Annotated in this window: 15 protein-coding genes; 10 read left to right on the top strand and 5 right to left on the bottom strand. The window is 50.1% G+C overall.

Going from position 1 to position 12,003, the window contains the following annotated elements; translation table 11 throughout:
- Positions 1-1,513: S46 family peptidase (locus VIN66_RS09850; RefSeq protein WP_331923824.1), on the top strand; the 1,513-nt coding region annotated here is incomplete at its 5' end.
- Positions 1,514-1,545: 32 nt separating this feature from the next.
- Here VIN66_RS09850 and VIN66_RS09845 read toward each other — a convergent pair.
- On the bottom strand, positions 1,546-1,974 hold the full coding sequence (locus tag VIN66_RS09845) for an HPP family protein (protein WP_331923823.1): 429 nt from the start codon (positions 1,972-1,974) through the stop codon (positions 1,546-1,548).
- A 212-nt stretch (positions 1,975-2,186) separates the two neighbouring features.
- On the opposite strand from VIN66_RS09845, the gene VIN66_RS09840 reads away from it, so the two are divergent.
- Positions 2,187-2,672, top strand: a complete 486-nt coding sequence (locus VIN66_RS09840; RefSeq protein ID WP_331923822.1) for a fasciclin domain-containing protein — start codon at positions 2,187-2,189, stop codon at positions 2,670-2,672.
- 8 nt (positions 2,673-2,680) lie between these two features.
- Here VIN66_RS09840 and VIN66_RS09835 read toward each other — a convergent pair whose 3' ends face one another.
- Positions 2,681-3,562 (bottom strand): DMT family transporter, encoded by an 882-nt coding sequence (locus VIN66_RS09835; RefSeq protein WP_331923821.1) that lies wholly within the window; start codon positions 3,560-3,562, stop codon positions 2,681-2,683.
- Positions 3,563-3,874: 312 nt separating this feature from the next.
- Between VIN66_RS09835 and VIN66_RS09830 the strand changes: the two genes are divergently transcribed.
- Both VIN66_RS09830 and VIN66_RS09825 read left to right on the top strand, forming a co-directional pair.
- The gene (locus VIN66_RS09830; protein ID WP_331923820.1) at positions 3,875-5,152 is read left to right on the top strand and encodes a DUF3422 domain-containing protein; all 1,278 of its coding nucleotides are present in this window, start codon (positions 3,875-3,877) and stop codon (positions 5,150-5,152) included.
- Between the two features lie 87 nt (positions 5,153-5,239).
- Complete coding sequence (locus VIN66_RS09825) at positions 5,240-5,950, top strand: lytic transglycosylase domain-containing protein (RefSeq protein ID WP_331923819.1); 711 nt, start codon at positions 5,240-5,242, stop codon at positions 5,948-5,950.
- Here VIN66_RS09825 and VIN66_RS09820 read toward each other — a convergent pair.
- Genes VIN66_RS09820 through VIN66_RS09810 form a run of 3 tightly spaced genes read right to left on the bottom strand, consistent with a single transcriptional unit; the run spans position 5,947 to position 8,582 of the window.
- A complete protein-coding gene (locus VIN66_RS09820) occupies positions 5,947-6,375 on the bottom strand; it encodes a CBS domain-containing protein (protein WP_331923818.1) in 429 nt (142 codons plus the stop codon). The two genes, VIN66_RS09825 and VIN66_RS09820, sit on opposite strands and share 4 nt — an antisense overlap.
- 23 nt (positions 6,376-6,398) lie before the next feature.
- Positions 6,399-7,523: a PilT/PilU family type 4a pilus ATPase gene (locus tag VIN66_RS09815; RefSeq protein WP_134056062.1), complete on the bottom strand. Its 1,125-nt coding sequence runs from the start codon at positions 7,521-7,523 to the stop codon at positions 6,399-6,401.
- A gap of 6 nt (positions 7,524-7,529) precedes the next feature.
- On the bottom strand, positions 7,530-8,582 hold the full coding sequence (locus VIN66_RS09810; protein WP_134056066.1) for a type IV pilus twitching motility protein PilT: 1,053 nt from the start codon (positions 8,580-8,582) through the stop codon (positions 7,530-7,532).
- Positions 8,583-8,612: 30 nt separating this feature from the next.
- Between VIN66_RS09810 and VIN66_RS09805 the strand changes: the two genes are divergently transcribed.
- The 6 genes from VIN66_RS09805 to VIN66_RS09780 all read left to right on the top strand — a co-directional run.
- A complete protein-coding gene (locus VIN66_RS09805; RefSeq protein WP_331923817.1) occupies positions 8,613-9,299 on the top strand; it encodes a YggS family pyridoxal phosphate-dependent enzyme in 687 nt (228 codons plus the stop codon).
- 8 nt (positions 9,300-9,307) lie between these two features.
- Positions 9,308-10,123: a pyrroline-5-carboxylate reductase gene (proC, locus tag VIN66_RS09800; protein ID WP_331923816.1), complete on the top strand. Its 816-nt coding sequence runs from the start codon at positions 9,308-9,310 to the stop codon at positions 10,121-10,123.
- A 37-nt stretch (positions 10,124-10,160) separates the two neighbouring features.
- The gene (locus VIN66_RS09795; protein WP_331923815.1) at positions 10,161-10,700 is read left to right on the top strand and encodes a YggT family protein; all 540 of its coding nucleotides are present in this window, start codon (positions 10,161-10,163) and stop codon (positions 10,698-10,700) included.
- Between the two features lie 51 nt (positions 10,701-10,751).
- Positions 10,752-11,174, top strand: a complete 423-nt coding sequence (locus VIN66_RS09790) for a DUF4426 domain-containing protein (protein WP_331923814.1) — start codon at positions 10,752-10,754, stop codon at positions 11,172-11,174.
- A gap of 8 nt (positions 11,175-11,182) precedes the next feature.
- A complete protein-coding gene (gene rdgB / locus VIN66_RS09785; RefSeq protein ID WP_331923813.1) occupies positions 11,183-11,785 on the top strand; it encodes an RdgB/HAM1 family non-canonical purine NTP pyrophosphatase in 603 nt (200 codons plus the stop codon).
- A gap of 5 nt (positions 11,786-11,790) precedes the next feature.
- Positions 11,791-12,003: radical SAM protein (locus VIN66_RS09780; RefSeq protein ID WP_331923812.1), on the top strand; the 213-nt coding region annotated here is incomplete at its 3' end.

The raw sequence follows: 12,003 nt of genomic DNA, 5'->3' as shown, positions 1-12,003 counted from the left end.
CGACTACAGCTTTTACCGCGCTTATGTTAGCCCTGAAGGAAAATCAGCTGACTTCAGCACCGAAAATGTGCCTTACAAACCAGATTTCCATCTGACGCTGGCCAAAAACGGTGTAAAAGAAGGTGACTTTGTGATGGCACTGGGGTACCCGGGCCGCACCAACCGCCACCGCCTGCCAAGTGAAGTCAGTGATACCTTTGAATGGGCTTATCCTAATACCGTGGCGCATTATAAAAACACGCTGGACATTATTGCCCGCGAAACCGCTACAGACAAAGACGCTGAGCTTAAATATGCCAGCCGTGTCGCAGGTTTAAATAACTACATGAAAAACCGTCAGGGCATGCTGGACAGTTTTGCACAAAGCGATTTTTTACAGCGTAAAACGGCTGAGCACGCTGAACTCACCACTTGGGTTAACAGCAGCCGTGACAATAAAAAAGCCTATGCCGCTGATCTGAAAAACATCGAAAAACTGTTGAAGCAGCGACAGGATCAGGACCACCGTGACTACCTACTTGACAACGCTAAGCCGCGTTTACTGACTGTCGCCGCGGCGCTGTATCGCTTAGCGGAAGAAAGCACCAAGCCAGATGCCGAGCGTAAAGCTGGTTTCCAAAGCCGTGATCTGCCGCGCTATAAAGCGTTTTTAACCGGCATGGAACGTAATTTCGCCGTTAGCGTAGAAAAGGCACTGGACCTTTATAACCTGAGCCGTTACGCCGCCCAGCCGAAGAAGCAACGTGATGCCGAGTTTGATAAAGTCATGGGTATCAAAGACGGTATGAGCGAAGCGCAGCTTAAAACGGTGATAGATAACTGGTATGCCAATACGGCATTAACCGCGCTTGATAACCGTATGGCGCTGCTGGACATGACTCCTGAGCAGTTTGCCGCCAAAACCGACGATGCGTTTATTAAAACAGCCGTGACATTGCATAAATGGAACCTGAAGCGCGAAGCTGCCGAAGAAGAGCTGGCCGGTAAAATTCAGCAGGCTTATGCCAGCTATATGCGGGCTAAAATTGCGTTTATGCAATCTAAAGGACAGGCCGTTTACCCTGATGCCAACAGCACTTTGCGGGTTACTTACGGTAACGTGAAAGGCCGGGCACATGGTAACGAAGATGGCAATGCCTGGGCACCATTTACCACGCTGCGCGGTATTACTGCCAAAGCCACCGGTGAGGGTGAATTTAATGCCCCGAAAAAGCAGCTGGATGCGATTGCAGCCAAGCAGTACGGCCCTTACAAAGTTGACAGCTTAAACTCTGTACCGGTTAACTTTATGGCGACACTGGATATTACCGGCGGTAATTCAGGCTCTGCAGTCCTGAACAGCAAAGCAGAACTGGTAGGTTTAGCCTTTGATGGTACGCTCGACTCCATCATTTCTGACTGGGACTATAACCCGGACAATACCCGTTCTATTCAGGTAGATCACCGCTTTATGCTGTGGCAAATGCAGCTGGACGGCGCCGATAATCTGTTAACAGAGATGGGCGTGAAGTAAACATCTGCAAAAAAGGGCCGAAAGGCCCTTTTTTATTGTTTTTTCAATAACTCTGCCGCTAGGCGAACAAAATCGGACGAGGTTAAAATACCTTTTAGTTTATTGTTTTCATCTACCACCGGCATACAGCCATGGCGGTTTTTTACAAAAAAGCCCGCCACCTCTTTTAATGATTGCTCTGGTGTAACGGCAGCGAAATCAGTCGCCATCATATCAGCTACTAATTGCTGTTTTTCTTTACGTTCCAGCGCAGTAGCACCGTATTGCGCCATCAGACCCATTACTTTCGCAATCATAATTTTTTGCGTTAGCATGCCAACCAGTTCGCCACTGGCATCAATTACCGGGATATGACGGATATTTTTCTCACGCATTAAATCATGCGCGTCTTTTAAGCTGGCATCACGGGTCACACACAAAGGGTCAGCCGTCATCAGTTCAGCAACAGTGGTAATAGTCATACAAGGCTCCTGTATTGCCGCAGTTTATTTGTATTAGATATAGCGAAAAAGCCGGCAAGGTGCAGTGAACTGGATCAAGTTTTTCATCGTACGGCGTAAAAACAGTCTGGTTTCACCAAAAGCGAAAAAGAAAAATCTGATCTTGCTGCCTGATGCTGGCGTTATTACTGCTGACTCTTGTGTCTAACTTCAGGCTAAAAAAAGGAAACACTATGAAACTGTCACACTTAATAAGCGCCACTGCGCTTGCTGTCTCGTTAATGTTTACCGCTCAGGCACACAATCACAAAGCAAAAGCCGATATTGTTGATACCGCTGTTGCTGCGGGTAATTTTTCTACATTGGTTACAGCCGTAAAAGCTGCCGGGCTGGTAGACATTCTGAAAAGCGACGGGCCTTTCACTGTATTTGCGCCCAATGATGCCGCTTTTGCCAAGATACCTGCAGCCGATTTGAATGCGCTGATTGCCGATAAGGACGCGCTGACAAAGGTGCTGACTTACCATGTAGTAGCAGGCAAAGTGATGGCTGCCGATGTCGTTAAATTGAGCTCAGCCAAGACAGTGCAAGGCCAGGAGCTGGCCATCACGGTAAAAGATGGCAAAGTGTATGTTGATGGCGCGCAGGTGATTGCGACTGATATCGTTACCAGCAATGGCGTCATTCACGTGCTGGAAAGTGTCGTTATGCCCAAATAAGCCGTTACTCAGCTCGTCTCAGGTTGCTTAGCCTGAGACGAGGTTAATGAGCTTCCCAGCGACGCCACTATAACCAGGCCTATCGCCAGCCACTGCCATACAGTCAGTAATTCCGACAAAATTAAGAAACCGGCCAGTGCCGCTATAGCCGGCTCCATACTCATAAACACACTGAAGCTTTGTGAGGTCATATTACGAAGCGCGACCATTTCCAGCGAGTACGGAATAGCACTGGACAAAATACCGACCAGAAAACCAAGCGGCAGCACTTGCCAGCTAAGTAGCGCCATCCCCTGACTTACCGCCCCTATCGGCACCAGAAACAGTGCTGCCACTGTCATGCCCAGGGCAACGGTAATACCACCGGAACTTTGGGCATTGGTTCTTTTGCCAAATAAAATATAGCCAGCCCAGCACGCACCGGCGGCCAGCGCCATAACCACCCCAACCGGGTCTAACGCGTCAGCACCGCGCATATCAGGCAGTAGCAGTAAAATACCAGCGATAGCACAGCCTACCCAGAGCAAATCCCGCTTACGCCGGGATGAAAACAGTGCCACGGCCAGGGGGCCGGTAAATTCCAGCGCCACGCCAATACCCAGCGGAATACGCTCAATAGCCAGATAAAACAGAATGTTCATGCCGCCAAGGCTTATACCGTACGTCACAATGGCCAGCCAGTCACGCCGGCCGGATGGCAATGCTCGCCATGGCCTGAAAACCAGCCACAGCACTAATGCAGAAAACCCCAGCCGCAGAGCCGTAGTGCCCTCGGGGCCAATAAGCGGAAATAACTGCTTTGCCACAGAAGCCCCGGACTGGATAGTCACCATCGCCAGCAACACACTGGCGACCGCTACCAGCAAGGCACGATTAACCGCTACAGACATAACATTGAAACCTGACAGGAAAGTATCACCGCAAATGAGCCGCTATTGTAGGCGCAACGGCAATAAAACGTAAGCAGCCGTGCACCCTGATACATCATTTTTGCGTTATAACAGGGCATTTTCCGCATCTGCCAGCCATATACTGTGACGCTGACATCAGCCTGTCAGAAAAATACCATTATCCAGCAATATGTTAAGTGCAATGTTGGCATGAAAGCCAGCTGATAACGCGACTGGCATACAACCTGCTTTGTAAGCTGAAACGGCCTGTATGCTCACCCGTGTTTTGTTCAATATCTCAGGAGCATTGATATGACCGGACTCCATAACCGAAGCCATCCGCTGCGCGATATGCTGGATAAAGAGTTGCAGCAGCGCACCTTCCCAGCCCTGACTGCGCCGTGCCGTCTGTGCCAGTTTATGCTGACAGTATCACCGGCCTCGCGCAGCAGCGAGCTGACCTTTATCCAACAGCTGGCCAGATCGCAGGGCAGTCACTTCAGTGATGCTGATAATGATATTAACCTGCCACTGTTTGGTGGCAGCCTGCGCTTTGAAAAACATGGCGAATTTTCCAGCTATGTGTTTATTCAGCACGGCAGTGCAAAACAGCTGTTTGATGACCCGCTGGATTTTCTGCCAACAAAAGACTGGCTGGACGATATCCCGGGCCAGATATTCCGCGTAGTACAGCTTAGTGTCATTACACCGGCGCAGCTTAGGACGCATGGTAATATTGATACGCTGTTTAACCCGGATAATTGTATCAGCAGCCTTTTGGCCGCCCAAAAAGCGCGGATTTGGACCGACTTTCAGAAGCATGCTGAAGGTGCAGGCCGTATGCTGCTGGTAGATCATGGCCTCTCTCCCGCTGCACTTGGCCGGCTGGTGCAGCAACTGTTTGATTTGGGTAATTATCGCAAGCTGTCGTTGCTCGGCTGGCCGTTGTCACGTCAGGCGCTGGCGAAACTGACACTGCTGGAGCAGCAGTTGTCTGACATTACGCAACGTATAGAGCACAAGCAAAGCGATGATGAACGTTTGCTAAACGAAATTACGACGATGGCAGCGCAAACCGAACATTTAATCGCCGATACCAGCTCCCGCTTGCAAGCCACCGCGGCTTATTATCAACTGACGCTGGACAGAATTAAAAGCCTGAATGAAACCCCTATTGAGGGCCTGTTATCACTGCAGGATTTTAGCGAGCGACGCTTAACGCCAGCCTTTCGTACCAGCGAATCCGTTGTGTTTCGCCAGAACGCCCTCTCTGGCCGTTTAGGCCGTTCAACAGAGCTGTTACGCACCCGCATCAACCTGAAACTGGAACAACAAAACCAGCAACTGCTGGCGTCGATGGACAGGCGGGCTAAATTGCAGCTGAATATGCAGCAAATGGTAGAAGGCTTATCGTTGGTTGCTATCAGTTATTATGCTGTGCAGTTGGCAGAAAAAGCCATTAAAGCGCTGGGTTACTGGCTGCCACAACTCGACACCCAGCTGTGGCAAAGTGTCAGTGTACCGGTAGTTGTCGTTATTGTTGCGGCAGTACTGATGTGGGTGAACCGGCAATTACACAGAAATAACTGAGTAAAGCGGCTGCAGTAGCAACCCGGCTTGAGATTTCGCCAGCTAAGTGCTTTACTTGCGATCCTCTCGTGTAATGGACGTAACAACGTGTGGCGCTTATTTTGTATTGTGCTGGGTATCGCCGCTGTGCTGGCAACAACTGAGCCTTATGCGCAGGAACAAAGCTCAGCTGTGGACAGTAAGAAGCAGTTAAAACTGTCACCGGGCGACCCTGGCCGCAGCACTGCTGATATAAAAGCTAAAACGCCGCCAGCGCAAATTGCCGTATATAAGTCGCTCAAAGCCGATGGTACAGCCATGTTTTCTGACCGCCAGCCACTGAACCGGCCTTATCAGATTGTACGGTACGACTGCTTTGCCTGCGATCCGACATCTACAGTAAACTGGCACACTGTGCCCTTGTATATCAGGCCCTATAACCAGCTAATCGCAAGGGCTGCCAGTGATTATCAACTTGACCCGGCGCTGATCCGTGCCGTTATTCACGCCGAGTCGTCGTTTCGCCCCGCCATTGTCTCACGCAAAGGCGCAGTGGGATTAATGCAGCTGATGCCTCAGACAGCGCAGCAACTTGGTGTGCTTGACGCCAGTGCACCAGCACAGAATATCGCTGCAGGCAGCCGCTATCTGGCAGACTTAATCAAACAATACAATGGCGAAGTGTCGCTGGCACTGGCTGCATACAATGCAGGCGCCAGCAATGTAAGGCGCTACAACGGCATACCGCCTTTTGCCGAAACCCAGGCCTATGTTGAGCGGGTAGCAATATTACATAAACGTTATCAACAGGCAGGCTAAGGCGATGCGGCAGTGTGATTTAACGCGGCACGCATAATATCTTTCCACGACACTAAACCGAGCAGATGCTTGTGCTCATCTGTTACCGGCAGGCAACTGATATTATGTTTTAATAATAATGCTGCAGCCTGCTTTATTGTACTGTGCTCAGATACGGTGATGACCGGAGTGATCATAACCTGATGCACTTTGCGACTGCGGATAAATAAGCTGATGGCAGGATCGCTGGCGGCATCCATTACCGGACTGAGCTCGCGAAAATAGTCTTTTACTGAGACTATACCGACCAGACGATTGCTGGCGTCTGTTACCGGTACATGCTGAAAACGCGCTTTGGCGAACACGTCGCGTAGTGAAGCCAGGCTGGCATCGGCCATAGTGGTAATCAAGCGATTACGGTGCGTCATAATTTGCGCAATGCTCATACCTGCCTCACTCACGTTTGTCGTTAATCGTCGCTCTTCTCAAAACCTTCTATCGTCACACCAGACAAGAAGCCTGCGCCCTTAGTGTCGCCACTGCGCAGTTTAATCATCAGACGCAGATCGTTTGGTGAGTCTGCATGATGGATAGCATCGGCATAACTGATACGGCCCGCCTGATATAAATCGTACAGTGCCTGATCAAAGGTTTGCATGCCAAGCTCACGCGATTTGGTCATCACCGCTTTAATCTCGCCCATTTCACCACGGGCAATTAAATCGGCGATTAAAGGCGAATTAAGCAACACTTCAATCGCGGCAACCCGGCCCTGGCCATCGGCAGTAGGTACCAGCTGCTGCGCCACTATGCCACGTAAGTTCAGTGACAAATCAAACAACAGCTTCTGGTGCATCTCTTTGGGCACCAAATGCATAATGCGGTCTATCGCCTGGTTGGCGTTGTTAGCGTGCAAGGTGGCAATACATAAATGACCGGTTTCAGCAAAAGACAAGGCGTATTCCATCGTATCCTGGCTGCGAATTTCACCAATCAGGATCACATCAGGCGCCTGACGCAGTGAGCTTTTCAGTGCAGCCTCAAAGGATTCAGTGTCAATGCCAACTTCACGCTGGGTAATAAGGCTTTTATGATGCTCATGCACAAACTCGATCGGGTCTTCAATGGTTAGGATATGGCCTTTGGCATTTTTGTTGCGATAGCCAAGCAGCGCCGCCAGTGACGTCGATTTACCGGTGCCGGTACCACCAACAAACAGCACCAGCCCGCGCTTGGACATGATAACTTCTTTCATGATAGGCGGCAGGCCAAGGTCATCCACATTAGGGATTTTGGTGACAATACGGCGAATAACCATGCCAGCGCAGTCTCGCTGCCAGAAGGCCGACACCCGGAAGCGCCCTACTTCATTGGCAATCGCAAAGTTACATTCTTTGCTGGTCATAAATTCCTGCTGCTGCTTGTCATTCATCGCCGATAACACCAGCTTCAGTGAAGCCGCATCCGTCAGCGGCGTTTCATCTATCGGCAACAGCTCACCGTTTATCTTGGCGGCTACCGGCATCCCGGCAGTGATAAACAGGTCAGACGCTTTTTCGCTAACCATTTTTTCAAGAAAATCATCTAGCTGCATAGCAATTTATATCCTGCCCATGGCACCGAAAGTGTTTTTATCCTGCGCTTTGGCAGCAGCGTCACGTTGTGATACCAAACCGCGGTTCACCAGATTTACCAAACATTGATCCATCGTCTGCATGCCATGCGCGGCACCGGTTTGGATCACCGAGTACATCTGGGCAATTTTGTCTTCCCGGATAAGGTTACGGATAGCCGGCAAGCCAACCATAATTTCGTGCGCAGCAATACGACCACCGCCAACTTTTTTCAGCAGCGTTTGTGAAATAACGGCGCGTAATGATTCAGACAACATAGACCGCACCATGTCTTTTTCTTCACCGGGGAAGACGTCAATAATACGGTCGATGGTTTTAGGCGCTGATGTGGTGTGCAAAGTACCAAACACCAGGTGACCGGTTTCTGCAGCAGTCATAGCCAGGCGGATAGTTTCCAGATCACGCAATTCACCGACCAGAATAACGTCCGGGTCTTCCCGTAGCGCTGAACGCAAAGCGTTGCTGAAACTATGGGTATCACGGTGCACTTCACGCTGGTTAATCAGGCTGGATTTGTTGTTATGCACAAATTCGATCGGGTCTTCTATCGTCAGAATGTGATCATGCCGCATAGTATTGATGTAATCGATCATCGCGGCCAGTGTCGTTGATTTACCGGAGCCGGTCGGGCCGGTAACCAGTACCAGACCACGCGGGTTTTCAGCAATGGTTTTAAAAATATCCGGCGCACCTAAATCATCCAGCGTTAATACTTCACTTGGGATAGTACGGAATACCGCTGCGGCACCACGGTTTTGCACAAAGGCGTTAACCCGGAAACGTGCCAAGTTGGGCACTTCAAATGAAAAGTCTGATTCGAGATGTTCTTCGTATTCTTTACGCTGCTTGTCAGTCATAATCTCGTACACTAGTGCATGTACTTCTTTATGTGACAACGGCGGAATGTTCAGTTTGCGAACATCACCATCAACCCGGATCAGTGGCGGCACGCCAGCTGAAAGGTGTAAATCTGACGCTTTATGCTGCACACTGAAGGCTAATAATTCGGTAATATCCATGACAATTTTTACTCCACTTTGCCAATTAATATGAATAACATAGCAGAACAACTCAGCCTCGCCTATTACAACCTGAACGAAAAATGCAACGTTTTGGCTACGGACAGCAAAGCCGTAGCATTAATTGTTGTCAGTAAAACCAAGCCTGTTACGGCAGTGCTGGAAGCATACCGTGCCGGCCAGCGTCTGTTTGGCGAAAACTATCCGCAGGAGCTGGCCGAAAAAGCACAGCAGCTGACAAACTATCAGGATATCTGCTGGCATTTTATTGGCCCTTTACAATCGAACAAAACCAAACTGGTGGCAGAGCATGCCAGTTGGGTGCACAGCATTGACCGGCTTAAAATTGCACAGCGTCTGGCCGAACAGCGCCCGGCACATTTGGCTAAACTCAAGGTGTTGCTGCAAATTAACATCAGCAATGAGCCAACCAAAGCCGGTATTTTGCCGCAGCAACTGCCTGAGCTGGCAGCAGCAGTGGCGCAGTTGCCACAACTTGAGCTAAAAGGCCTGATGGCGATCCCCGCCCCGGGGGATAGTGAAAGAGCCTTTGCCGCGATGCAGCAGTTATCTTTACAACTGCAACAGCACTACCCGCAGGCGACTGAATTATCAATGGGCATGTCGGATGACTGGCCACTGGCTCTGACTTACGGCGCAACTATGATACGATTAGGCACCGCAATTTTTGGTGCCCGGGATTATAAACAGGAATGAATAAACAGATGAATGACAATATGGTTGCTTTTATCGGTGCCGGTAACATGGCCCGCTGCGTTATTGCTGCAATGGTCAATGCCGGATATCCGGCAGAGAATATTATCGCCGCCAATCGCAGCCAGCCCAAACTAACCGCACTGGCAGCCGATTTTGGCATTCAGACAACGCTGGATAACATCGAAGCCGTGAAAAAAGCCGATGTGATAGTACTGGCGGTAAAACCGCAGATGATGCAGGAAGTTTGCGCTGCGCTGATTGAAGCCGCCCCGGAAATTGCCGAGAAACTGTTTGTGACGCTGGCAGCCGGTATAACCGCAGCGCGTTATCAGCAGTGGCTTGGCGATATCCGTCTGGTCAGAGCCATGCCAAACACCCCTTCGCTGGTTCGTCTTGGCGTAACAGGCTTATTCCCAACAGCGTGTTCTAACTATGAAAAAGCTTTTGTCGACCATATATTCAGCGGTACCGGCATGACTGTCTGGCTAGACAGCGAAGCGCAAATTGACCATGTGATTGCCGTTACCGGCAGCTCACCGGCGTATTTCTTTTTCTTTATGCAGGCAATGCAGCAAGTTGCAGAGCAACTGGGCTTTGATGCTGCGCAGGCAAAACAGATGGTGGCGCAAACAGCTCTTGGCGCAGCGACGATGGCGCTTAACAGTGAGCACAGCTTTGCTGAGTTGCGTGCACAGGTAACCTCTAAAGGTGGCACGACGCATGAAGCAGTTACCACTTTTGCTGAGCAAGGCCTTGAAAAAATGGTTTCTGATGCCATGTATGCAGCCATTAAGCGGGCGCAGGAAATGGCGCAGAGCTTGTAATAGCTAAAGTTTTAATAGTTAACATGCGGAGTACCCGATGCAAGCTTTGATGTTTCTGATTGATACCGCCTTTAGTCTGTATCTGATGGTGGTAATACTGCGCCTTTGGTTACAACTGGTGCGGGCCGATTTTTATAATCCGTTCAGCCAGTTTGTCGTAAAGGCAACCAACCCATTGGTATTGCCACTGCGCCGTATTATTCCAAGCCTGGGCCGGCTTGATACCGCCACCCTACTGCTGGCGTACGCGATAATGCTGACCAAGTTGCTGCTGTTGCAGGTGATCTCGGCAGGTCAGATCATGCTGGTGCCAAGCCTGATATTTGCCGCGATATTTTTAGTAAAAGAAATTCTAACTCTGCTGTTCTGGATCCTGGTGATCCGCGCCCTGCTCAGCTGGTTCAGTCAGGGCCGCAGCCCGGTAGAATATGTAATGTATCAGCTGACTGAGCCGGTACTGGCGCCGGTGCGCCGTATTCTGCCTCAGCTTGGCGGGCTGGATTTATCTGTACTGGTGGTGCTGATTGGTTTGCAGTTTTTAAATATTCTGTTCAGCGGCTGGTTCCCGGGTATTTAAAGCACAAGCGCTATACTTAGCGCTTCAGCCCTGACTTAAGCAAGGTAAATTATGCGACATATTATATTGGCAATAGCGCTGGGCTTAGCGCTTTGCTTTAGTGTATTAGCTGAACAAAAAAAACAGCTGGGTAACTGGGATGTGCACTACATTGCGTTTCCGGCACCACTTTTAACACCTGAAATCGCCACGCAATACAAGTTACAGCGCAGTAAATACAATGCGGTAATCAATATTTCCGTGCTGGATAAAAACACGCAGCAAGCGCAAAAAGTTGCGATATCGGGTATCGCAAAAGATCTGCAAGGCCGCCAGCAAGCGTTGCAATTTAGCGAAGTGAGCGAAGGCAAAGCGATTTACTATCTGGCGCAGTTGCCGTTTCGGCATGAACAGCGCTTTAGTTTTGCTATCAGCATTGTCAGCGCTAATCAGACTGAGCAGCTGAATTTTGACCAAACTTTTTACGTAGACTGACTCATCCCATGACAGACAACATTGTGCTGGCCACCAGCAATAAAGGCAAACTGGCAGAGCTATCGCAGTTGCTGGCACCTTTGCAACTCAATATCGTGCCGCAAAGCGAACTTGGCGTCAGCGATGCCGACGAAACCGGCCTGAGCTTTATCGAAAATGCGATTATTAAAGCCCGTCATGCCGCACTGGTGACCGGCTTACCAGCTATTGCTGATGACTCGGGCCTGGCGGTTGATGCCTTAGGCGGTGCACCCGGCATTTACTCAGCCCGTTACGCCGGTGAAGCGGCCAGCGACAGCAGTAATATTGATAAGTTACTACTGGCGTTAGAAAATGTACCACCAGGTCAGCGCAGTGCACAGTTTCATTGTGTGCTGGTGTATATGCGCCATGCCGAAGATCCTACCCCGCTGGTATGCCACGGTATCTGGCATGGCGAAATCAGTTTCAACCGCAGCGGCGAGCATGGTTTTGGCTACGATCCGGTATTTTTTGTGCCGACCGAAGGTTGCACCAGTGCAGAGTTACCGCGGGAACGTAAGCAGCAGCTAAGCCATCGCGGTAAGGCACTTGCTCAGTTGCTAAACCTGCTTTCAGCACAAAAAGGATAGGCATTTTGGCTTTGCAGTTACCGCCTCTGGCGCTGTATATCCATATTCCATGGTGCATTCAGAAATGCCCATACTGCGACTTTAACTCACACGCAGTGAAACAAGGCATTCCCGAGCAGGAATATATCGCGCATTTACTGGCTGACTTACAACAAGACCTGCCACTGGTGAACGGCCGTGAAATCAGCAGTATCTTTATCGGTGGCGGCACACCAAGC

The sequence above is a fragment of the Rheinheimera sp. genome, assembly GCF_036568245.1.
Classification (GTDB): Bacteria; Pseudomonadota; Gammaproteobacteria; order Enterobacterales; family Alteromonadaceae; genus Alishewanella.
Note: the sequence above shows the minus strand (reverse complement) of the source record. Positions and strands in the feature narration are given on the sequence as shown.

Excerpts from the sequence above, each read along its gene's own strand:
- VIN66_RS09845 (WP_331923823.1), bottom strand. The coding sequence starts at position 1,974 with ATGACTATTACCACTGTTGCTGAACTGATGACGGCTGACCCTTTGTGT.
- VIN66_RS09840 (WP_331923822.1), top strand. The coding sequence starts at position 2,187 with ATGAAACTGTCACACTTAATAAGCGCCACTGCGCTTGCTGTCTCGTTA.
- VIN66_RS09835 (WP_331923821.1), bottom strand. The coding sequence starts at position 3,562 with ATGTCTGTAGCGGTTAATCGTGCCTTGCTGGTAGCGGTCGCCAGTGTG.
- VIN66_RS09830 (WP_331923820.1), top strand. The coding sequence starts at position 3,875 with ATGACCGGACTCCATAACCGAAGCCATCCGCTGCGCGATATGCTGGAT.
- VIN66_RS09820 (WP_331923818.1), bottom strand. The coding sequence starts at position 6,375 with ATGAGCATTGCGCAAATTATGACGCACCGTAATCGCTTGATTACCACT.
- VIN66_RS09815 (WP_134056062.1), bottom strand. The coding sequence starts at position 7,523 with ATGCAGCTAGATGATTTTCTTGAAAAAATGGTTAGCGAAAAAGCGTCT.
- VIN66_RS09810 (WP_134056066.1), bottom strand. The coding sequence starts at position 8,582 with ATGGATATTACCGAATTATTAGCCTTCAGTGTGCAGCATAAAGCGTCA.
- VIN66_RS09805 (WP_331923817.1), top strand. The coding sequence starts at position 8,613 with ATGAATAACATAGCAGAACAACTCAGCCTCGCCTATTACAACCTGAAC.
- proC (WP_331923816.1), top strand. The coding sequence starts at position 9,308 with ATGAATGACAATATGGTTGCTTTTATCGGTGCCGGTAACATGGCCCGC.
- VIN66_RS09795 (WP_331923815.1), top strand. The coding sequence starts at position 10,161 with ATGCAAGCTTTGATGTTTCTGATTGATACCGCCTTTAGTCTGTATCTG.
- VIN66_RS09790 (WP_331923814.1), top strand. The coding sequence starts at position 10,752 with ATGCGACATATTATATTGGCAATAGCGCTGGGCTTAGCGCTTTGCTTT.
- rdgB (WP_331923813.1), top strand. The coding sequence starts at position 11,183 with ATGACAGACAACATTGTGCTGGCCACCAGCAATAAAGGCAAACTGGCA.